The 21,027-nt window shown below is 67.0% G+C and carries 22 protein-coding genes; 12 read left to right on the top strand and 10 right to left on the bottom strand.

The window, feature by feature from the left end:
* Positions 1 to 29: 29 nt before the first annotated feature.
* Both ACJYUO_RS08050 and thiD read right to left on the bottom strand, forming a co-directional pair.
* Positions 30 to 1,022: a TIGR03560 family F420-dependent LLM class oxidoreductase gene (locus ACJYUO_RS08050; protein WP_494344874.1), complete on the bottom strand. Its 993-nt coding sequence runs from the start codon at positions 1,020 to 1,022 to the stop codon at positions 30 to 32.
* On the bottom strand, positions 1,019 to 2,380 hold the full coding sequence (gene thiD / locus ACJYUO_RS08045; RefSeq protein WP_494344873.1) for a bifunctional hydroxymethylpyrimidine kinase/phosphomethylpyrimidine kinase: 1,362 nt from the start codon (positions 2,378 to 2,380) through the stop codon (positions 1,019 to 1,021). Before thiD ends, ACJYUO_RS08050 begins: the two co-directional genes overlap by 4 nt.
* Positions 2,381 to 2,575: 195 nt before the next feature.
* On the opposite strand from thiD, the gene ACJYUO_RS08040 reads away from it, so the two are divergent.
* Positions 2,576 to 2,848: an AbrB/MazE/SpoVT family DNA-binding domain-containing protein gene (locus tag ACJYUO_RS08040; RefSeq protein WP_494344872.1), complete on the top strand. Its 273-nt coding sequence runs from the start codon at positions 2,576 to 2,578 to the stop codon at positions 2,846 to 2,848.
* Positions 2,849 to 2,850: 2 nt separating this feature from the next.
* Entirely contained in the window at positions 2,851 to 3,204 is a 354-nt protein-coding gene (locus ACJYUO_RS08035; protein WP_494344871.1) for a type II toxin-antitoxin system PemK/MazF family toxin, read from the top strand.
* 34 nt (positions 3,205 to 3,238) lie between these two features.
* On the opposite strand, the gene ACJYUO_RS08030 is transcribed toward ACJYUO_RS08035, so the two are convergent.
* Positions 3,239 to 4,273, bottom strand: coding sequence for an AIR synthase family protein (locus tag ACJYUO_RS08030; protein ID WP_494344870.1), 1,035 nt, complete (start codon positions 4,271 to 4,273; stop codon positions 3,239 to 3,241).
* A gap of 259 nt (positions 4,274 to 4,532) precedes the next feature.
* Between ACJYUO_RS08030 and ACJYUO_RS08025 the strand changes: the two genes are divergently transcribed.
* From ACJYUO_RS08025 to ACJYUO_RS08005, 5 genes are all read left to right on the top strand, one after another.
* Positions 4,533 to 5,210, top strand: a complete 678-nt coding sequence (locus ACJYUO_RS08025) for a heme NO-binding domain-containing protein (protein WP_494344869.1) — start codon at positions 4,533 to 4,535, stop codon at positions 5,208 to 5,210.
* Entirely contained in the window at positions 5,203 to 6,828 is a 1,626-nt protein-coding gene (locus ACJYUO_RS08020) for a methyl-accepting chemotaxis protein (RefSeq protein WP_494344868.1), read from the top strand. Before ACJYUO_RS08025 ends, ACJYUO_RS08020 begins: the two co-directional genes overlap by 8 nt.
* 154 nt (positions 6,829 to 6,982) lie before the next feature.
* Positions 6,983 to 8,095 carry a putative sulfate/molybdate transporter gene (locus ACJYUO_RS08015; RefSeq protein ID WP_494344867.1) on the top strand — a complete coding sequence of 371 codons (1,113 nt, stop codon included), beginning with the start codon at positions 6,983 to 6,985 and terminating at the stop codon, positions 8,093 to 8,095.
* Positions 8,096 to 8,257: 162 nt separating this feature from the next.
* Positions 8,258 to 8,737, top strand: coding sequence for a DUF7384 family protein (locus ACJYUO_RS08010; protein WP_494344866.1), 480 nt, complete (start codon positions 8,258 to 8,260; stop codon positions 8,735 to 8,737).
* 144 nt (positions 8,738 to 8,881) lie between these two features.
* Positions 8,882 to 10,009 carry a guanosine monophosphate reductase gene (locus ACJYUO_RS08005; RefSeq protein ID WP_494344865.1) on the top strand — a complete coding sequence of 376 codons (1,128 nt, stop codon included), beginning with the start codon at positions 8,882 to 8,884 and terminating at the stop codon, positions 10,007 to 10,009.
* A gap of 33 nt (positions 10,010 to 10,042) precedes the next feature.
* Here the strand turns inward: ACJYUO_RS08005 and ACJYUO_RS08000 are convergent, their stop codons facing one another.
* From ACJYUO_RS08000 to ACJYUO_RS07980, 5 genes are all read right to left on the bottom strand, one after another.
* Entirely contained in the window at positions 10,043 to 10,594 is a 552-nt protein-coding gene (locus ACJYUO_RS08000; protein WP_494344864.1) for an XTP/dITP diphosphatase, read from the bottom strand.
* 298 nt (positions 10,595 to 10,892) lie between these two features.
* Positions 10,893 to 11,177 carry a DUF5808 domain-containing protein gene (locus ACJYUO_RS07995; RefSeq protein WP_494344863.1) on the bottom strand — a complete coding sequence of 95 codons (285 nt, stop codon included), beginning with the start codon at positions 11,175 to 11,177 and terminating at the stop codon, positions 10,893 to 10,895.
* A 90-nt stretch (positions 11,178 to 11,267) separates the two neighbouring features.
* Positions 11,268 to 13,064: a bifunctional N(6)-L-threonylcarbamoyladenine synthase/serine/threonine protein kinase gene (locus ACJYUO_RS07990; RefSeq protein ID WP_494344862.1), complete on the bottom strand. Its 1,797-nt coding sequence runs from the start codon at positions 13,062 to 13,064 to the stop codon at positions 11,268 to 11,270.
* Between the two features lie 118 nt (positions 13,065 to 13,182).
* Positions 13,183 to 13,317, bottom strand: a complete 135-nt coding sequence (locus ACJYUO_RS07985) for a 30S ribosomal protein S27ae (RefSeq protein WP_138244004.1) — start codon at positions 13,315 to 13,317, stop codon at positions 13,183 to 13,185.
* On the bottom strand, positions 13,318 to 13,632 hold the full coding sequence (locus tag ACJYUO_RS07980) for a 30S ribosomal protein S24e (RefSeq protein WP_494344861.1): 315 nt from the start codon (positions 13,630 to 13,632) through the stop codon (positions 13,318 to 13,320).
* Positions 13,633 to 13,866: 234 nt separating this feature from the next.
* Between ACJYUO_RS07980 and ACJYUO_RS07975 the strand changes: the two genes are divergently transcribed.
* Positions 13,867 to 15,087 carry a PQQ-binding-like beta-propeller repeat protein gene (locus tag ACJYUO_RS07975; RefSeq protein ID WP_494344860.1) on the top strand — a complete coding sequence of 407 codons (1,221 nt, stop codon included), beginning with the start codon at positions 13,867 to 13,869 and terminating at the stop codon, positions 15,085 to 15,087.
* Between the two features lie 2 nt (positions 15,088 to 15,089).
* Positions 15,090 to 15,746 (top strand): hypothetical protein, encoded by a 657-nt coding sequence (locus ACJYUO_RS07970; RefSeq protein WP_494344859.1) that lies wholly within the window; start codon positions 15,090 to 15,092, stop codon positions 15,744 to 15,746.
* Between the two features lie 131 nt (positions 15,747 to 15,877).
* On the opposite strand, the gene ACJYUO_RS07965 is transcribed toward ACJYUO_RS07970, so the two are convergent.
* The gene (locus ACJYUO_RS07965) at positions 15,878 to 16,900 is read right to left on the bottom strand and encodes a WD40/YVTN/BNR-like repeat-containing protein (protein WP_494344858.1); all 1,023 of its coding nucleotides are present in this window, start codon (positions 16,898 to 16,900) and stop codon (positions 15,878 to 15,880) included.
* A 198-nt stretch (positions 16,901 to 17,098) separates the two neighbouring features.
* Between ACJYUO_RS07965 and ACJYUO_RS07960 the strand changes: the two genes are divergently transcribed.
* Positions 17,099 to 18,625 (top strand): ATP-binding protein, encoded by a 1,527-nt coding sequence (locus ACJYUO_RS07960; protein WP_494344857.1) that lies wholly within the window; start codon positions 17,099 to 17,101, stop codon positions 18,623 to 18,625.
* 82 nt (positions 18,626 to 18,707) lie between these two features.
* On the opposite strand, the gene ACJYUO_RS07955 is transcribed toward ACJYUO_RS07960, so the two are convergent.
* A complete protein-coding gene (locus ACJYUO_RS07955; RefSeq protein WP_494344856.1) occupies positions 18,708 to 19,820 on the bottom strand; it encodes a lipid II:glycine glycyltransferase FemX in 1,113 nt (370 codons plus the stop codon).
* Between the two features lie 385 nt (positions 19,821 to 20,205).
* Between ACJYUO_RS07955 and ACJYUO_RS07950 the strand changes: the two genes are divergently transcribed.
* Complete coding sequence (locus tag ACJYUO_RS07950) at positions 20,206 to 20,685, top strand: Lrp/AsnC family transcriptional regulator (RefSeq protein ID WP_494344855.1); 480 nt, start codon at positions 20,206 to 20,208, stop codon at positions 20,683 to 20,685.
* Entirely contained in the window at positions 20,678 to 20,998 is a 321-nt protein-coding gene (locus ACJYUO_RS07945; RefSeq protein ID WP_494344854.1) for a HalOD1 output domain-containing protein, read from the top strand. The genes ACJYUO_RS07950 and ACJYUO_RS07945 overlap by 8 nt, the downstream gene beginning before the upstream one ends.
* Positions 20,999 to 21,027 lie beyond the last annotated feature (29 nt).

Genomic DNA, 21,027 nt, shown 5'->3' with positions numbered 1-21,027 from the left:
GTCGTTCCAGCAGCGAATCAGCCTCGAGGTCAGTCGATGAGCGCGTCGGCCAGCAATGCCAAACTCTCGCCGCCGTCGTCGGCCGCGTCCGGAACCGCGAGCATGACCTCCTCGATGCCAACGTCGGCGTAGTCGGCGAGCCGATCGCGGACTTCGGCCGGCGTTCCGGTGGGGGCCGTCTCGAGATAGCCCGTGAGGAAGAACTCGCGGGGCTCGCTCGGGCCGTCCGCGGGCAGGAACTCGTCGCGGAAGGCCTCGCGTTTGGCCTCGGCAGCCGCGGTCGTCTCGCCGACGAAGGCGAACAGTTCGGCGGATTTACGGATCTCGTCGAACCGAGCCTCGCTCTCGCAGTGCGCTCGCAGCACGTCGAGTTTGTCGGCAAAGCCCTCGGGCTCGAGCGTGCCGTAGTTCCAGCCGTCTGCCAGTTCCGCGGTGTAGCGCAGCGTGAACTCCTCGCCCCCGCCACCGATCCAGATCGGCGGGTGGGGTTCCTGGATCGGCTGCGGTTCGCAGAAGGCGTTTTCGAGGTCGATCTCGAGGTGGTCGCCCGCGTGACTGTAGGTCTCTTCGGTCCAGAGTCCCCGCAGGATCTCGACGGTCTCGGCGAGTCGGCGGAGCCGTTCGGCCGGCGGTTCCCGAAACTCGTAGCCAAAGCGGTCGTACTCCTCGGCGTACCAGCCCCCGCCCAGCCCCAGCTCGAGCCGGCCGTCGCTCACCCGATCGACCGTCGCGGCCATCTTCGCGAGCAGCGCCGGATGACGATAGGACTGGCTCGTGACGAGCGTGCCGAGCCGCACCCGATCGGTCGCCGAGGCGACCGCGCTCAGGGTCGTCCAGCACTCGTGGGTGGCTCGCCGCGGGTCGCCGATCCACGACTGAAAGTGGTCCTCGAGCCAGACCGCGTCGTAGCCGAGCGACTCGGCCGCGAGGGCGGTGTCCCGCACCGTGCCGATCTCGGTGCCGTACTGGGGGAGGATCACGCCGACCTCGAGGTCGCCCGCGTCGCGTTCTGCGGCGCTCATTCGGTTACCTCCGCCTCGAGCGCCAGCGTCCGCTCCGCAAGCGTTTCCGGGTCCTCGGCGACGAGTTTGACGAGCGCTTCTTTCCCGACTTCGCCGCGGTCGACGACGGCCGCGGGCGGCTCGTCGCGGTCCGCGAAGGCCTGTCGGGCACCCCAACCCATCGTGCTGCCCTCGGTCTCCGCGACGGCATCGGGTTGTTCTCCGCGGTCGTACTCCGCGACCGACCACTCGAGGGCCTCGAGCGCCGCTTCCACAGCCGCGTCGAACCGGCAGTTGACCGCGAATCGGAGGGCAGGGACGAACTCCCGCGCCGAGAGGAGAAAGCGGGCCATGTGGCTCGAGGCCCCGAATCGGACTCCGCGGTTCGGCTGCAGTCCGGAGAGCGTCCGCGTGATCCGGCCCTCGACGGCGGCCGTCTCGGCGACGGATTCGGCGTAGGGCGTCGCGCCGACGACGTTCATGCCGACCTCGGGAACCAGCGCCGAGGCGTCGGCATCGACGAACCGGTCGACGACGGCCTGCACTTCCTCGGCGGTCAGCTCTCGAGCGGCCTCGTTTCGCAGCGACGCCATGTGGTTGACCGCGCCGTGGCCCTCGCCCACGTCGTAGGCGTACCGCACCGCGCGAGCGAGGAAATCGGTCGCGCCCTCGACGGCCGTTTCGAGCGGTTCGCCCTTCGCAAGACGGGCCGCGATCGCGGCGGCGAGGGCACAGCCGGAGCCGTGGGTCGCGTCGGTGTCGACGCGGGGGTGCTCAAACGTCCGAGCGGTGGCGTCGGTGACGAGGACGTCCTGAACCTGCTCACCGGGGACGTGACCCCCCTTGATGAGAACCGCATCGACGCCGGTCTCGAGGATCGCCTCGCCGGCCTCGCGGGCGCGTTCCTCGTCTGTCACCGCGATATCGGTTAACACCTCGGCCTCGTCGGCGTTCGGCGTCACCAGCGTCGCCGCGCCGAGTAAGTCCTCGTAGGCGCGCTCGGCCTCGGGCTCGAGCAGGCGGTCGCCGGAGGTCGCGACCATCACGGGGTCGACCACCAGCGGGAAGTCGAACTCGTGGGCGTGATTCGCGACGGTTTCGATGACTTCGGTCGTCGCGAGCATCCCGGTTTTGGCCGCGCCGACCGCGAAGTCGTCGGTAACGGCTGCGAGCTGGGCCTCGATCTCCTCGATCGGGAGAACGAACGAGGACTCGACGCCGCGGGTGTGCTGGGCGGTGACAGCGGTGATCGCCGATGTGCCGAAGACGCCGTGGGCGGCCATCGTCGCGAGGTCGGCCTGAATCCCCGCGCCGCCGCCGGAGTCGCTGCCGGCGATCGTCAGCGCGACCGGCCGGCTCTCGGGTGCTGGTGTTCTCATGGTGGCCCGTATTCCCCGGTTATACTAAGCCATGATGGTCAGCGAGGCTGAGAGTTGTCCGCAGTGCGATCGACGGTGGCTCGAGACGGACCCGTCGGCGGAAGAGGGACCAGCCGGTCTCGTCGAGGTCGGTTTCGAACGACGATATGCAGTCCGGACGGCAGCGTTATGAGTATGGATATGATATGAATATGTATGGCCGAACCCGAAACACGGAAAGTCGGCGATCGCGGGCAGGTAACGCTGCCAAAGCGGCTTCGAAAGGCGTTCGATATCCGCGGCGGTGACGAAGTGACGATCCGCGAAGCGGGTGACAAGATCGTCATCGAGAAACCGACATCGCGGGCGGACCTCGCGGAGGGGTATCGACGCCGCGCCGAACACCACCGCGAACTCGAAGCGGAGATGGCGGGGTCCTCGCGGGAAGCGAACGCCTCCCTCGGCGACGCGCCCGATTGGGAGGAGTAACGATGTACGTCCGCCGCGGCGACATCGTCATCGTCGAACTCGAACCCACGCGCGGCTCCGAACAGCGCGGGACTAGACCCTGTCTCGTCGTCCAGAACGACGTCGGCAACGAGAACGCCCCGACGACTATCGTCGTCCCCTTCACCACGTCCTACAGGGACGAACGCTATCCGTTCGAAGTGCTGATCCCCGCCGACGAGTGCGCCCTCCGCGAGGACTCGGTCGCGCTCTGTAGTCAGGTTCGAACCGTCTCGATCGACGACCGGATCACGGACGTCGTCGGATCGGTGCCGATCGACCGGATGGACGAGGTCGACACCGCGCTCGAGTACAGCCTCGGCTTGCGCGAGGTCTGAACGGTCGGACCGAACAGCGAGAGAACGGCCGTGATTACGAGCCGTCGCTCGCCGCGGCGGCCAACGCGGCGTAGGCGTCCCACGAGGGATCGACGGACGGGTGCTCGAGTCGCTTCCCGTCGACGAGTACTTCGCTTCCGCCGTCTTCGGCAGCCTCGACGCGGCCGATTTCGGCGACCGGCGTGTCTCGGTCCTCGAGCGCTGTGCGCACATCGTCGACGCCGTCGGGGTCGACGGCGAGCAGCAGCGAGCCGCAACTGGTCGCCGCCCACGGGTCGATGTCGAGGTGGGCACAGACCTCGCGGACGCCGGGGCGCATCGGGACGGCCGCGCGGTCGACCGCAAAGCGAGCGCCCGCGCCGTCGGCCATCTCGTTCAACGCGCCGGCGAGGCCGCCTTCGGTCACGTCGTGCATCGCCGTCACCGGACCCGCCGCGGCCGCCGTGAGGGCGTCGCGGACGGAAAACACCTCCTCGAGGCGGTCCCGGCCGGCCGCGATCACGTCGTCTGGAAGGTCGAGTTGGTCGCCGAAGAGGGTGGTCAGGAGGCCGACCGATTCGACGGCCGGGCCGTTGGTCAAGAGAAGGCGGTCGCCGGGACGGGCACCGTCGGGGCGGACGATGTCGTCGTGGTCGCCGACGCCCATCGCGGTCGCAGCGCCGACCCACGGGTGTGAAATATCGGAGTAGCGGGCTGTATGCCCCGTCACGACGGCGACACCGAGGTCGGCACACTCGGCGTGGATCGTCTCCCAGACCGTCGCGAACTCCTCGTCGGTCAGCCCCTCGGGGAGGGTAAAACAGATCGAGAGATGCGACGGGGCGACGCCGCTGACGGCCACGTCCGCGAGCACGAGGTCGAGGGCGAACCGCGCCGCTCGCTCGAGGCCGATCGCGGGGAGGATCGAGAGCGGATCGGTGGCGGTGACCAGCGCCTGCCCACCGATATCGAGGACGCCGAAATCGACGCCGTGGGTCGGGCCGACGGCGACGTCGTCGCGGTCGGCACCGAGGTTCGGTGCGACGTGACGGTCGAAGAACGCGCGATCGATTTTTCCGAGGTCGCTCACGGGTGAACGATTCCGGCCGGCCGTCTTATCGGTAGTGATTCGTCGCCGTAATCGCTACCGGGCGCAGGTGGTGAGCGCGGAATTCGGAATCGCCGATTTGGGATATCAGACGGGCGAACACGTGCGGTAACAAAATGTTACCTAATAATGAAGCAAAAGTGATTATCACGATCCCGTACTGGTCTAGAGTACTTATGAAAACGGACACCAGCGAGAGCGCAGAGAACGGCCGTCGGGGGACGGGCGAGCGGGGGATGGCATGCACGGAATAATTCTGAAGACACTGCAGGCGTTCGTCGTCGACACCTACGGCGAGGACGCGTGGCTTGCGGTCCAAGACGAGGCCGACATCGAGGAGAAGGTCTACGTCCCCGTCACCGTCTATCCGGACGGCGACGTCTACGAGATCGCCCGCACCGCCGGCGAACTCACCGACCAGAGCCCGCGGACGATTTTGACCCAGTACGGCAAGTGGGTCGTCCCGGCGCTGCTCGAGACCTACGATCTCCACATCGACGACGAGTGGCAGGGCTTAGAGCTCATTGCGAACATCCAGCAGTTCCATACGTCGCTACGGACGCGAGACATGACGACGCTGACGACGCCACGGATCCGCTCCGAGCGACTCGACGAGAACCGAGTGCGGATCACCTACGATTCGGACCGGAAGCTGTGTGACATCGCACGCGGGGCGATTCAGGGCGTCGCCGAGCGCTTCGACGAGGAACTGGTCGCCGAGGAACAGACCTGTATGCACGAGGGCGACGACGCCTGCCGGTTCGAGATTCGACGACGGACGGCTCCCCGATCGGGAGCCGCGGCGGACTCGACGTCGACGGCCGGAGCCGACGCCGAGCAGAAATCCGGATTCGAATTCGAGACCGACGCTGAATCAGACTCACCGGCCGACGCGCCTCGCGGGGGAACCGATGACTGACGCCGACGGGGCCGCCGATGCGGACGGCACGTCGCCGCTGCCGTCGGCGATCCAGTCCGGGACGCCGATCGGGTTTGGCGTCGCGATCGGACTCGTCGGACTGGTCGCCGTCGCCGTCGCCGCAGTCGCCCTCGGCGGCCTGACGACGCCCCTCATCGGCGTCGGCGTCGCTGGCGTCGTCGCCACGGGCGGGACCGCGGCCGCGATCGCCGCGGCGTCGGATGCGCGTGTCGCACCGCGCCAGCGCGACAACTTGCGCGAGGAGGTTGCTGACGTGACCGAGCGAGCGATCAGCCTCGAGGAGGGCACATACGACACTGCCTTCGAGACCGACCGGGACGACGAATTCGCGCGACTCGAAGGGGCACTCGCCGAGATCCGGGATCAATTGGCGGCTGGCGAACACACGGATCGCTCGCTGGACGAACTCGAGAGCACGGTCGCGGCCCACGCCGAGACGACGCGGACGGTCGCGGCGGGCGATCTCACGCGGCGGTTCGACCAGCCCGGCACCCACGACGCGATCGACGAACTGGCGGACAACTCCAACGCCATGCTCGCGGAGTTCGAGGACACCTTCGGGACGCTGAAGTCGTTCTCCGGCGAGGTCGTCACCTACAGCCGCGAACTCAAGACCAGCATGGAAACGGTCCAACGGGAAGGCGAGCGCACGAGCGAGGCGCTCACCGAAGTCGTCAGCGACAACGAGACCCAAAACGACCAACTGCGGACCGTCGCGGCCGAGATGCAGTCGTTCTCGACGACGATCGAAGAGATCGCCGCAACGGCCTCCGAGGTCGCCGACACCGCCGACAGGACCGCACGCGCTGGACAGGAGGGGAGCCGGGCGGCCGACGACGCGATCGACGGGATGGAGGTGATTGATACCGAAACCGAACGGACCCTCGAGGAGATCGAGGCACTCGAGGCCGAGGCCGAACGGATCGACGAACTCGTCGAGTCGATCAGCGACATCGCCGAACAGACGAACATGCTGGCACTCAACGCCAACATCGAGGCGACGCGGACCGGCGACGGTGGCGGCGAAGGCTTCGGTGCGGTCGCCGACGAGATTCAGAACCTCTCCGAAGAGGTCTACGACTCCGTCCAGGCCGTCGAGGAGCGCCTCGAGGGACTGAAAGAGCGCGCGATATCGGCGGCCGACGAGGTCCGGACCAGCCGCGGTCGCATCGAGGACAGCGTCGCCGATGTCGAGGCGGCGGCAACCTCTCTCGAGGAGATCGCCGAACTCGCCGAGCGGACGAACGACGGGGTCCAAGAGATCTCGGCGGCGACCGAAGAGCAGGCCTCGGCGACCGAGGAGGTCGTCGTCCTCGTCGAGTCCGCCGCCAAAACGAGCGAGAAGACGGCAGACACCTCCGCGAGGGCGGCTCGGCGGGCATCGGCCCAAGCGGAGGCCCTCTCTCACGTCGCTCGCAGCGCGACCGTCCTCACCGAGCAGGCCGGGGAGTTGAACGCCCAACTCGAGCGCTACGTCACCGAGAGCGGCTACGATCTCCCCGAGGCCCGAACCGCCGACGATGTCGATCCGGAAGCGGTATCGACCGGCAGTTCAGGGACGGAGACGATCGGCGACGGCGGCTCCGTGACGCGATAACTGTCGCTGCGGGCTGGGTTCATCCTCACTCCGGGCCCGTCACGCGATCCAGCGTCCGACAGCCCGAAACCGATTTGACTAGCTTCTACCCGGGATCGAAACTCCAATCGATTACAGACAAGAGTGAAGACCATCGCCGAATTACCGGGGATAGATGGCGTACTCGTTCCGGTCACCGACGGATGCCGACCTCGAGTTCTCCGCGAGCGAACTCACGGGTGCGCTAGGTGATTCGGTTACTGTATTGCCGCTGCTCGTAGCGTTGGCTGCAACGACGAGCGTCTCGTTGCCCCACGTACTGGTCGGCTTCGGCGTCTTCCAGATCGTCTGGGGGCTGTACTACGGGATGCCGCTCTCCGTCGAGCCGATGAAGGCGCTCGTCGGGCTGGCGATCGTCGGCACGCTCTCCTACGCCGAACTCGCCGCCGCGGGGCTGCTCGCCGGCGGCGTCTTGCTCGTCGTCGGTCGCCTCGGACTCGTCGGCCGACTCGAACAGGTCGTCGGCGAACCAGTCATCCGCGGGGTACAACTCGCAGTGGCCTTGCTCTTGCTCGAGGCAGCGGTCGACCTCTCGCTCGGAAACCTCCCGATGGCGGCGGGCGGGCTGGCCGTCGTCGGCCTGCTGGCACTCGTCGGCTACCGGCAGGCGAGCGTGCTCGTCGTGCTCGGACTCGGCGGGGTCGCGGCCGTCGCGACGGCCGGCGTTCCGACGCCGACGATCCCGGCCCCTGCCGTCTTTCCCGCCGGCTCGCCGTCGCTCAGCGCCGCCGCGCTCGAGGGAACCGTCGCCCAGTTGGGGATGACGGTCGGGAACGCGGCGATCGCGACTGCTCTGCTCTGTGGCGACCTCTACGATCGGGACGTGTCGCCGGACGACCTCTCACAGAGTATGGGCGTCACCTGCCTCGCGGCGATCCCACTGGGCGGCGTGCCGATGTGTCACGGCAGCGGCGGGCTCGCGGGGAAGTACGCCTTCGGCGCGCGAACCGGCGGCGCGAACGTCTTGCTGGGGATCGGCTACCTCGCGCTCGCGCTGGTCGCCGCTGGCGCCGTGCTCGCGGCTTTCCCGACGGCGATTCTGGGCGTGTTGCTCGTCGTCGTGGCGCTCGAGCTCGGCCGCGCCGCGTTCGCGCCCGTCGACGACCGCCGCTCGCTCGCGGTCGTCGCGGCGGTCGGAGTCGTCGGCCTCGCGGGCAACGTCGGCGTCGCCTTCGTCCTCGGAACCGTCGCGTTCTGGCTGCTGTCGCGGTCCTCCCAAGGAGTCTAATTAGGTCCCCGTCGCCCGCGTGAGCCGGATGGCCTTTTAGCCCGGCGTTCCAACGACCGCCAATGAGTGCGAGTTGGGCCGATCTCTTCGACCGCGGGGCGGCGTACGACGGCGACCTCGAGCGAATCCGAACCGAACTCGAGTCGATCCGGGAGGACGGGGATGTCTGAACGCGACGAACCGAACCCCGCCCGCGTGGTCGCGGACGCCGACGTGCTCGCGGCGGACCTCCTCGTCGACGGGGACGCACGAGCGGCGTTAGACCACGTTCGCAGCCACTCGTGGGTCGAACTGATCGCGAGCGACCCGCTGCTCGAGGAAACGGAGCGACTTGTAACAAGCCTCGCCGACGCCGATCTCGCCGCCGACCACCGGGAACGACTCGAGACCGAGCGCGTCGCGGTCGACCAGCCCGAGGACGACCACCCCGCGTTGGCCTCAGCCTATCGGGGCGAGGCAGCGCACCTGCTTTCCTACGACGAGCGCCTCCAATCGGCGAAAGCCGGGCTGACCCTGCAACCGCACGTGTCGGTCAGCGTCCGCCCGCCGGACGCGTTCGCGACCCTGTTCGATCCCGAGAGCCTGTACGCGGTCGTCGAAGGTGGCGAGTACCCGGGTCCGGACCGGGACCCGCGAGCGTAGCGGCCGGGACCGCCTGTCCGCGGGCAAACGGCTGACACCGCTCATCCGCGAGCGCGCCGGGGCAAACCGGTTGCAGAGCCGATCTACAGACCCCGCCGACTGTCGATACCCTTATGCGACACGATCCCCGAGTGGTGAGGGGTTATGAACGATCTTCGCACGGGATTGAGCTACGGTGACGTGCTCCTCGTCCCGAACCGCTCGCCCGTCGACAGCCGCAGCGACGTTGACCTCTCGACGCCATTTACGCCGAGCCTCGAGTTGGACACACCGGTCGTCTCCGCCGCGATGGACACCGTCACGGAGGCCGAACTGGCGATCGAACTCTCTCGGGCCGGCGGCCTCGGCGTCTTGCACCGATTCCTCACGGCCGACGAGCAGTCGGCACAGGTCGCGGAAGTCAAAGCCGCCGACGAGCGGGTCGCCGCCGCGGTAGGCATCAATGAGGACTACGTCGACCGCAGCGTCGCGCTCGTCGAGGCCGGCGTCGACGCGCTCGTGGTCGACGTGGCCCACGGCCACCTCGAGCGCACGCTCGAGGCCGTCGAACGGCTCCGGAAGGAGTTTCCGTCGACGGACCTCGTCGCCGGCAACGTCGCGACGCCGGCGGGGGTCAGGGATCTGGCGGCCGCCGGCGCGGATTGCGTGAAAGTCGGTATCGGCCCCGGTTCCCACTGTACCACGCGGAAGGTCGCCGGTGCCGGCGTCCCGCAGTTGACTGCCGTCGACGACTGCGCAACGGCGGCTGAGGAGCTGGATGTGACGATCTGTGCCGACGGCGGGATCCGCACGTCCGGCGACGCGGCGAAGGCGCTGATGGCCGGGGCGGACACCGTGATGCTCGGCAGTCTCCTCGCCGGCACCGAGAAAGCCCCCGGCGCGGTCGTCGACGTCGACGGCGACCGGTACAAGCGCTCCCGTGGCATGGCGACCACGACCGCCGCCGAGAACCGCGACGACAAAGACGCCGACGTCCGTGCCGACGAGGGTGTCGAGGCACTGACGCCGTACAAGGGGCCGGTCGCCGACGTCGTCGGCGAGTTCTGTGCCGGCATCCAGTCCGGCCTCTCCTATTGTGGCGGCCACACCATTGCCGACGCGCGCCGGAAAGCCGAGTTCATCCGCGTCGCTCCGAGCGCGAAAGAGCGCGAAGGGTATCACACGGATCAGGACTGGGAGGGCGTCAGCGTCGATAGCGAGGCGAAAACCGATACCGAATCGCAGCGAGCGGACGACGAGACCACGACGACCGCCGCCGAGAGCGACGACTGAGTTCGCTCGGGTCGCGCTCGCGGGACGGCCGGCCTATTCGTTGCGGCCGGCGTACCACTCCGCAAACTCGGCCAGCGCGCGCCCGCGGTGGGAAATCGCGTTCTTCTCCTCGGTACTCATCTCGGCCATCGTCTGGCCGTTGTACTCGAAAATCGGGTCGTAGCCGAACCCGCCCTCACCGCGCGGTGCGACGAGCGTGCCGGCGACCGACCCCGCGAACGTTTCCGTCCCGGTTTCGTCCGCGTAGGCGAGGACGGTCCGGAACCGCGCCCGGCGGTTTTCCTCCTCGCTCGCGAGCCGCCACAGTCGCTCGACGCCGACGGTGTCCTCCACGTAGGCCGAGTACGGGCCCGGAAAGCCGCCCAGCGCGTCGACGAACAGGCCCGCGTCGTCGACCAAGACCGGTTCATCGCTCCCCAGTTCCGCGTAGGCCTCGCGGGCACCGTGTGCGGCGATCTCCGCGAGCGAGTCGCTTTGAATCTCGGTGTAGTCGTACTCGACTTGCTCGATGGGTTCGATACCCTCGAAGTAGTCCCGCGCCTCGCGGACCTTCCCCTCGTTGCCGGTGACGAATCGCATAGTCATACTCGAGCCGGGGTCCGCGGACGGAAAATAGGCGTCGGTTGCCGCGCACGACCGTCCGCCCCGATTCGACGGCCTCGAGCGAACTGCGACGTGGCGAGATAGCGCCCGGTCCGTGAGCATCGGGAGCCTCGACTGCATCATGGGCGAAGTCGATCGCAGAAGGCGGCGCGGCGGCTCGTCGCTCACAGCGGCCGCGAAAAGGCGATTCGCACGGGTCATACGGTCCGCTGTACGTCATTTCCGGTGCGACCGCAGGCCATGTCGCGGTCGCACCGGTAAATCGGTACAGCAAACCGTCTCAGTCGTCGCCGTCGTCGACGATGACCTCGACCGGTTCGTCGACTGCTTCCTCGTCGCCGCCGGACGCGCCCTGTTCTTGCTGCCAGAGCAGGGCGCCGGCGACGGCGACGACGATCCACGAGCGCCAGTTGGCGAGATTCAGGGTGTAACCGACCCCGAAGGGTTTCTCGACGAGCATCCCTTCGCCGGGCTGCCAGTACGACGAGAGCATGCGACTGATGCTCGGTCGTTCGAAGTTGTACGGTACCCCGAGAATCTCACCGGACGTCGACTTGTCTGCCATGCGCGGTGATACGTCGTCCCCCGATAAAGGGATTGTGTGCCGGCGCTGTCACCGAGACCGACCGACGGCGTCGCACTCGCCGATCCGCCGCTACGAATCCGACTGATATCGGCCCCGGCCCTCGACGTCCCGAAGCCGCTCGAGCACCCGTTCCTCGCCGACCTCGCGGTACCCCTCGCGGACCGCCTCGCGCAGCGGGGCGGGGTTGTCGGCGGTGCCGACGAGGCTCTGATCGAAGACGTGCAGATCCATCGCGTAGTCCTCGACGTGGTCGGTGTGATAGCCGAGGCCGAAGTCGATGAGATAGGTTCGGTCGGCGTCTTGCTCACGGCCGTCGTCCAGTCGCTTGGTCGGCGGCGCGACGCGCTGCTCGCGGTCGCCGACCGCTCGCTCGGACTGGGACGCGTCGCGTCCCACACGTTCGACCCGAACGTTCCGCGTCGTCGGATCGCCGTGGACGAACCCGGCCCGGTGGAGCCGCGCGAGGTGTCGCCCGACGTCGCGGACGCCTGCGGGCGTCAGCCCGTTCCGGAGGTCCTGCTCGCCGACGTACTCGAGTTCGAGTCGCGACTCGTGGGGATCGACATCCGAGAGCACGGGCGTCGGTACTCCCTCGCGGCGGGCCAAACTGGTCAGTCGCGCCTCGAGGGTCGTCCGCTCCCTGCGGAGCCGATCGTCGAGTTCGGGGTGGCGGTAGGTCTTTGCCTCGCGGCGCTTGGTCACGCGGCCGCGTTCGGGCTCGAGAGAGACGAGCGCTTCGGCACCGCGGACCTCACGGTCGCCCGCGTCGGCCCCGCGCCCGGCAGCGAGTTCGGGGTCACCGGCTCTCCATGTGACCGGCACTTGGTCAGGTCGGAAATCGGGGTCGACCCGCGAGTCCTCGAGCGCGAGGGTATCGCCCGCCTCGTACATCTTTGCACCCAGTACGGCGATCATGCCGGCGTTGTCCCGCAGGAATCGGGGTTCGGGCGCGTGGAACTCGGCCCCGCGCTGGGCGCACATTTCGGCGAGCATCTCGCGCAGGCGGTCGTTCTGTCCGACGCCACCGCCGAGGACGAGTTCGTCGCTGCCGGTCAGCGAGAGGGCACGCTCCGAGACCTCAGTCAGCATGCCGAAGATATTCTCCTGGAGGGAGTAGCAGATGTCCTCGACGGGCACGCCACCGTCGGACTCGCGACGCTCGTCCGACGAGCCCCCGCTCGCACTGCTCGCGGAGACGCCGTCGTACGCTTGCTTCGCGGCGCTCATGATGCCCGAAAACGAGAAGTCCATCCCCTTGACGACGTAAGGGAGATCGACGTACTCGCCGTCCGCGGCGGCTGCCTCGACTTTCGGCCCGCCGGGATGTGACCAGCCGACGTGGCGGGTGAACTTGTCGATCGCGTTGCCGACGCCGGTGTCCATCGTCTCCCCGAGCACGCGGTACCGGCCGTTACGGTAGGCCAGCAAGTGCGCGTTCGCGCCGCTGGCGTTGAGACAGACCGGCGAGTCAAAGCCCGAGGAGTGGCGGCCGATTTCGAGGTGGGCCACCATGTGGTTGACGCCGATCAGCGGCACCGAAAGCGCCTGACTCAGCGCTCGAGCGGCCGTGCCGACGGTTCGGAGGCAGGGGCCGAGCCCGGGGCCGCGCGAGAAAGCGACGGCGTCGACCGGCGGCTCGTCCGCAGGCCCATCGTAGGTCTCACGGGCGTGCTCGAGCGCGCACTCGACGACGCGGGGAATCGCGTCGTGCATGTGTTCGGCCGCCTCGCGGGGGTGGATGCCGCCGCTTTCGGGCTGGTAGGCGTCGCTCTCGATGAAGACGTCGTCGGTCTCGGCGTCGAAGACGGCTGCGCTGGCGGCCCACGCGGTGCCTTCGATCCCGAGGATACGTACAGTGTTACTCACGGGTAGAACGAATCTGCGGTGTTCGATACATCGCGTTAGGCCGGATGTATCGCCCGGTCCCGGGTCGGTTCAGGACCCGGTCGCGGTTCGGTGCGACTCGCCGGTCGGCACATCGCGCCTACTCCCACTCGGTGTAGCTGCACTTCCCGCAGTGCTTGCGGTCGCCGTGGTCGGCGAGGAAAGCGTCGCCACAACGGGGGCACAGTTCGCCCTCGGTGCTGCCGTCGTCGCCGTAGAGTTCGTAGCGCGCCATTTAGGCTTCCTCCGGTTCCGCTTCGGCTTCGTCTTCAGCGCCGATCTTGTTTCGCTCGAGCATGTGGTCTTGCTCGACGTCGCGGGCGTAGTCGGCGGTGTCGTAGACCTTGGCCTGGCCGACGGTCTTGCGCATCCCGAACTTGGTGTCGAGCGTGCGGATGACGACCTCGTCGGCGTCCTTGTTCAGCTTCGCCGCGAGGCTGTCACGAACCTGCAGACGGGAGGGCGTGGCGTCCTCGTGGACGAGTTCGAAGGTCACGTCCGTTCGATGCAACATGGGGTTCTCCGTTTCGGAGATGATGTCGACGTCCATGATATCACTCAGTTACCTTACTATCCCCGTGTAGCGCCTAAAAGGATTTCGAAGCGACCGATGGCCACACCTCGGCGAAACGCGACCTGGGTCTCGGGTCCGAACGGCGGTCTCGTCTTCGGTCTGCCGCTCTCGACGGCCATTTACGAGTCGCTGGATGCACCGGCGTTCGTTTTCCGCCCTATTGATCGGTGGAAAAACATATGAGTCGACTGGCGAAACCGGACGATGGTAATGCCCTCCAGAAGACGCCTCCTCGTCGCCCTCAGTGGGACGGCCGTCGGCCTGACTGGGACTCACGCAACGCTCGGCGCGACGAACGCCGACCGCCTCGAGTGGCCGATGGTGCGATACGATCCGGCGGGAACCGGCTCCAACCCCGACGCGACGGGACCGAAAGACGGTGTCGAGGTTGTGTGGCAGCGAGATACGGACTCGAGCATGTACGGACAGACGGCACCGATCCTCGTCGGCGAGACGCTGTACGCCGTCGGTCAACAATCACTGGTCGCGTTCGATCGCGAGACCGGTGAGATCCGATTCACCCGAGATGGACAGTACTGGTCGTCGCCGGCTCGAGCCGTGGCGAAAGCCTACCGGCGCGACACGCTCGCCGTCAACGGCCGGAAAGGAATCTACGGATTGAGCGCCGGCGGCGGTTACGAGGCGTTCGGCCGGTCGATTGGCACCGAGCGGTGGCACAGCCACGGCCGGGAGAGTCAGCGGTGGTCCAGTTCGTCACCGCGGGAGCCGTCGCCCGTCGCGGCCAACGGGTCGGTGTACGCGGTCGTCCCCGACAGCGACCACGTCGTCGCAGTGGACGCGAGCAGCGGCCGTATCCGGTGGGAGCGGACGATCGGTGAACCCCGGTCGATCGGATCGAATCGACCGGCGGTCCGCGACGGAACCGTCTACGTCTCGAGTCGGCCCGGAGACGTCGTCGCGTTCGACGCCGAGACGGGTGACCGTCGATGGAGTGTCAAGCCGGAACCCCACGCGGACAGCTCCTTGAACTACCGCAATTTCAGTCCGCCGACGGTGACGGACGCGGGGCTCGTCGTTCCCGATCGGGAGGGCGTCGTCCTGCTCGATCGGACCGACGGCAGCGTCCGCTGGGAGTACGTTCACGACGGGAACGCTCCCGATGGCAGCGCTGCCGTCGCCGACGGCACGGTGTTCGTCACCGACGGCGAGGAGTCGCTGCACGCGATCGACCTCGAGAGCGGCACGCGGGAGTGGACCGCCGGCTACAGTCCCGATACGGACCCGGTCGTCGCCGACGGCGTCGTCTACCTCGGGTACCAGATCTCGGAACTCGTCGCGATCGACGCCGAGACGGGCGACCGGCGGTGGACCTACGAGGGGGCGACCTACTTCACACAGCCGATCGTCGGCGATGGCGTGATGTACGTCCTCGCCGACGAGGGACTGCTCGCCCTCGAGGAGGCGAACTGACCGTGGCGCGGGACCGAAGCGACGCGTACGACCGTCGAGCGTGGTCAGTCGTCCCCGTCCTCTCGGCGGCAATCGGCCGACTCCGTCGCAATCCCGACCTGCTCGCCCCCTTCGCCGTCGCGGGGCTCGTCCTCGCCGCTATCGACGCGCTCCGATTGCGCGATCCGATTCCCGCCCTCGAGTACGCCGGAATCGACAAAGCGACGCTCTCCCTCGAGTACGCCGGCTACCCGACCGGGGTGAGCCGGACGGTGTTGCCACTTGAGTCGCTCGTCGGACTCGAGGTACCGTATCTCGCCTGGGCGCTCGGACTACACGTCCTCTCGTTGCTCGCGGTCGCGCTCGCGGGCGTCCTCACACTGACTCGGCTGCTGGACGGCGAGGCGCACTTCGAACCGTTCCCGTCGTACCTCGGGTTCGTGGTCGCGATCGATCTCGTCACCCGGTTTCTCGACTGGATCGCGCCCCACGACATGGGACTGTTCGGGCTCGGTCCGCTGGCAGTGCTGCTCGCCGCGATGGTGTGGCTCTTTCCCGTACCCGGACTTATCGCCGCCGGTGCGTCGCCCTGGACAGCGATCCGAGACGGCAGTGCTTGGATTCGCGGCGACGGTTGGTCGGGGTTCGGACTCGTCGTCGCCCTCGGGACCAGTGCGTAGCTCCTCGCCAGCGTTCCGGTCGCAGGCGCGCTCCTGACCGGCGCGCTCGTCGCGCCGGTTCACGCCGTCGCGATCGTCTCGTTGTTCGAACACCGGTATCGCAACGGCCCGTTCGAGTTGCCGACCGACCGTTAGGTGTCGAGGACGGCCAATCCTCGAGGTGCCTGCGTCTCGACGCTCTCGCCCCAGTCGATATCGAGTCGTTCCCAGCGGCTCCCGAAATCCTCGGAGACGAACAGTCCCCGATTGGTCACCGCGTAGACGACACCGGGCTCGCCCGTCCTCGCGAACACCGCTCTGACGACGCCCTCGCCGGTCGGAAGCCCCCGCCCCTCGAGTCGCTCCCACGCCCCGTTGCCCTCGCGCCGGTAGACGTACGACTCCGCGTGATTCGCCGTATGGGCCGTCGACGCGCCGCTCGCGCTCGAGACGAGCACGCGCTCTGGATCGCCGGGATCGGGGACGACGCTCCAGCAGTAGGTGTGATCGAGGCCCTCCTGTGGCCGCCGCCACGACTGGCCGCCGTCATCGCTCTCGGCGTACCCGTCGCCGGCCGCGGCGTAGAGTCGCCCCTCCCGATCCGGGTGGGTCGCCAGACTGTGGTTGTCTCGGCGCGATCCCGGTGGCCGTTCGTGCCAGGTCTCGCCGCCGTCGGACGTGTAGACGAACGCGCCCGCTTCGATCCCGACGGCCAGTCGCTCGGGATCGAACGGGTCCACCGCGAGCCAGCGGACGTGGTGAGTGTGCGGACGCGGCGGGAAGTACCACTCGTCCGCGGAGGGCAGGTCCGTGAGTCCCTCGAGGTGGGTCCAGGAATCGCCGCCGTCCCGCGACCGGTAGATCCGGCTGGGTTCGGTTCCGGCGTAGACGACCCGCGGATCGTGCGGGCTGATCGTCGCCGCCATCACGGCACCGCTCTCGAGGGCGTCGAACTCGGTCTCGATGGGGGCGAACGTCTCGCCGCCGTCGGTGCTACGGAACAGGCCGGTATCGAACGTGCCGACGAAATATCGCTCGGGCGCGTCGGGAGCCGCCGCAACGCACTCGAGGGTATATCCCTCGAGTCGCGGCGTCGTCGTCCAGCCGTCGGCTGCATGCCCGTCGCCCGTACAGACGAGCAATCGGTCTCGGAGCGCGACGAGTACCGTTACCATACGTGAGAGAGGGGAGCCGAGCGGATATATCGTCCGGCGGCCGTCGACTACTGACGGATCGGCCGGAAAGCCGGATCATCCGTCGACCCGACCGCTCGGTGTTCTGACAGCCCACGAGGACCGAGTCGGTCGGCCGATCATGTCAGGGTGTATGCCAATTCATTAATGAGACCCGTGAATAGATCCCTTACTAGCTCGATGGGGGCCCTCACTCGCCGCACGGTCGGCCGCGTTCGAGTGCGTGCAGTGTCACTGGTCGGCCTCGGCTTGCTCGCTATCGTTGCGGCCTACACACTGACCTTCGGCGGCCCCGCACTATTGCTCGGACTCGAGATGGTGGTCCCGACGGCAGTCGGCGTCGGCCTCGTCTGGTACGGCCTGCGAACCGACGCCGCGGCCGGAGCCGAGCAGGCGGTGATCGTCACCATCAGTTCGTCTGCCTGCGGCGCGATGGTCGCGCTCTTTTGTCTCTGTAGCATGCTTCTCCTCTCGGTCCGGATGGGGATTTCAAGCGGGTTCGCCCAGCCGGTGATCAACGCCTCGAGTACTGGGCTTGCTTTCGGGGCTGCCATCGGACACGTCTACGCCGAATTTTCACAGCAGTATCGAGAGAACGAGCGCCTCTCGCGGGCCGTCGACGCCTCGATGGACGGCATCGCCGTCGTGGTCGACGACCGCCACGTCTACGCCAACGAGGCCTACGGCGCACTCTACGGGCTATCGGACAGCGCTGCTCTCGACGGCCGACGGTGGCGAACACTGTACACGAACGAGTCACGACGTCGAATCGATCGGGAAGTCATCCCGGCGCTTGCCGATCGAAACTACTGGCGCGGCACGCTGACCGCCACGCGGACGGACGGGACGACGTTCCCACAGGACGTGACGGTGAGCACACTCGAGGACGGCTACGTCGTCGTCGCCCGCGACATCAGCGACCAGCGGGACCGCGAACAGCGCATTCAGGTCCTCAACCGGGTGCTCCGGCACAACCTCCGGAACGCCTTTACCGTCATCCGAGGCCACGCCAACATGATCGGCGAACGGAATCCCGGACTCGAGGCCCGACACGTAGAGCCGATCCGTGCGGAGATCGACGACCTGCTCGCGACGGCCGACAAGGCCCGCGGCGTCGAGCGGACGCTCGACCGACACAGCAGCGCCGAGCGGATCACCGCGGCCGAGGCGGTCCGGCGGGTCACGGACCGGGCACGGTCGATCTATCCGGACGCCGACATCGTCTCACGAGTGGAAGACGACGGATCGGAACCGTCGACGCCGACCGTCGACGACACGGTGATCGACGCCTTGAACGAACTCGTCGATAACGCGATCGAACACAACACCACGACTCACACGGGCGAGGCCGTGGCTACCGACGGTGACGGGCGAACCGACGCATCCGCTCGGTCCGGCGAGCGTCCGAGCATCGAAATCGGCGCAACCACCGTCGAATCCGACTTTCGCACCCGACTCGAGTTTACGATCACCGACAACGGGCCGGGGATTCCGGCGACCGAACGCCGAGCGGTGCTGGCGGGCCACGAGACGGCGCTGAACCACGGCTCCGGGCTCGGGCTATGGTTCGTCAACTGGATCGTCCAAACGACCGGCGGCGAACTCTCCTTTATCGACCGCCACGAGGGCGGAACGACCGTGCGGCTGTCGTTTCCGGACACGTCCGACGTAGCGGGGCACGATACCAATGCGGTGGGCGGACACTAACGGCAATCGGCCGGCGGAGTACGCGCTGTGGCTCGTTGCGAGTCGACAGGTTGCTGCGGCTGCGATGGCCCGACAGGGCTGGTCACGTGTAATACGGCCAGTACAGGTCGCGGCCGGCTTTCACCAGCGGCCAGAGCGGGCTACACCCCCGTTCCCAGACGAGGATCGGGACGGCGCGCCCGCCGAATCCTTCCTTGAACCGGAAGACGCCGTCCTCGAAGTCCGTGTTCGTACTGCCGAAGTCGTAGGTCTCGTACCCGTGGTCGATCCCCCACTGAAAGACGTGATCGTAGAGGAGTTCCGACGCGTGATCGTCGAAATACTCCCGAGGGACGGCAGCGAAAAAGCCGTGGATCGAATCGCGTTCGTCGTCGAGCAACTCGAGCATCCCCCCGGCGTACTCGCCGTCGATCCGAATCGTCAACAAGAGGAGGCGATCGTCCATCGCCTGCAGTTGCTCGAAAAAGGAGAACGGATACACCTCCCCGTCGACGCGGTCCATGACGCGTTCGTAGCGCCGGTAGAATCGCCGCAGCGTCTCTCGGGTGATCTCCTCCTCGACGATTTCGTAGTCGCCGTCCCGTCCGTGTTCGATCCCCCGCCGCCGGGTCCGGCTCATGTCCGCGAGGATCTCGTCGTGGCTCTTGGTGAGATCGAGCAGGAACCGACATTCCCGTCGGTAGGGCTGATAGCCCTGTGACTGCAACGCGTCGTTGTACCGCAGGTAACTCATATCGAGCCCGCGGATCTGGTGGACGATCGTCTTTCCCCGACAGAGTCGCGGAACGGCCTCGAGGGCCTGCTCGAGTGACACTTTCGTATCCGTCGGCAGCAGGGGCCCGCCAAAGCCCGGATAGAGCGACGAGAGCCGGTTGAACGGCGTCTTCTCGATCTCTACAACGAAGTTCGGCATCCCGCCGATCGTGTTCCCGTCCTTGGTGATTTCGAGGTGTTTTGGCGTGTATCCCAACCCCTGCTCGATCGCGTCGAGCCACTCGTAGCGGTGAAAGACGCTGCCGCGACTCGAGCGCTCGACGATGTCGTTCCACTGGGCTTTCCCCACGTCCCGAATGGAATCGACGACGGTCACCTCGAGATTCGACTCCTCAGTGGCGGATCGCCCGTACCGGTTCGAGAACAGCGACCCGAGTCGATGGAACCTCGAGCGAGCGTTGCCGCCGGTCTTTTGTGCCATTGTCCGATGTCAAGAGGGGTTCCCTATTTGGTAGTCCGTCCATTCCGTCTCGGCACCGTGACGGTAACGACCGCCAACCGTTTCGAAGCGCCCCGCCGTTTCCGGGGTAGGTGGCGGCTACTCCCTCGAGTCGCGGCCTCGGTTGTTCGGCTGGTCACTGGGACTCGAGTACCCCGGAACGAGCCGGGACACTCCGACGGGACCGCGTCGGCGATACGGCGATCGTTTCGGGTCCACTTAGTGTGGATCGTTCGGGGTTGCTTATTCCACAGGACTCGAATCGAAAGCTTGCTCATTTCACACTATAGAGTGCGATATTTGTAGAAAAATCTAGCCACAGTACGAAAAGGACAAGGCAGGCGCAGACATCTGCGAAACTACGCAAATGAATCTCGATAACACGAACAAGGCCGTCCTCTATCTGCTCCAACGCGACGCGCGGCGACTCACGACCAAGGAGATGGCCGAGGAGATCGATGTCTCCCCGAGTACGGTTCGGAATCGAATCGAACAACTCGAGGAGAAGGGCATTATTCGGGGCTATCATCCGATCGTCGACTACGACAAAGCGGGCCTCCAGTTGCACGTTCTCTTCATCTGTACCGCGCCGAACCCGGAGCGCGAGCAGTTGGCGAAATCGGCCCGCGAGGTGAGCGGCGTCGTCACGATTCAAGAGGTCCTCAACGGCCAGCAGAACATCCAGATCGAGGCCGTCGGCACCGAAACCGACGATATCGCCCGAATCAGCGACGAGCTCTCCGACCTCGGGCTCGAGGTCGTCAATTCGAAGATCCTCAAGAGTTTCCACAAACAGCCGTTCGACCACTTCGGCCAACAGCTCGTCGGCGATGAAACGGATGACTGACGGCAGCCCGATCGAATACGACATCGAGACGAACACCTATCGAACAGCATACGATTTCGCGTCGATCGACCCCAGCGTCGCAGTCGTCGACGCGCTCGAGACGATCACCGACCGCGAATCGACGGCGCTTCCCCCACTCTACGAGGCCATCGATCCCGAGGGCCTCGAGGCGGTCCTCGAGAGCGCACGGCGGACGCCCCACCCCGAACAGTCGTCGGTCTCCTTTCGCTATCAGGGGTTCGCGATCACCGTCTTCGGGGATGGCGCGCTCGAAGTGGCGGTTGTTGGAGACGAGGGCTCGAGCGAGAAGTAACGTCCCGGCAAGTTTGCGATATTCGACGA

It is taken from the genome of Natrinema sp. CRL1 (assembly GCF_059162405.1).
Note: the sequence above shows the minus strand (reverse complement) of the source record. Positions and strands in the feature narration are given on the sequence as shown.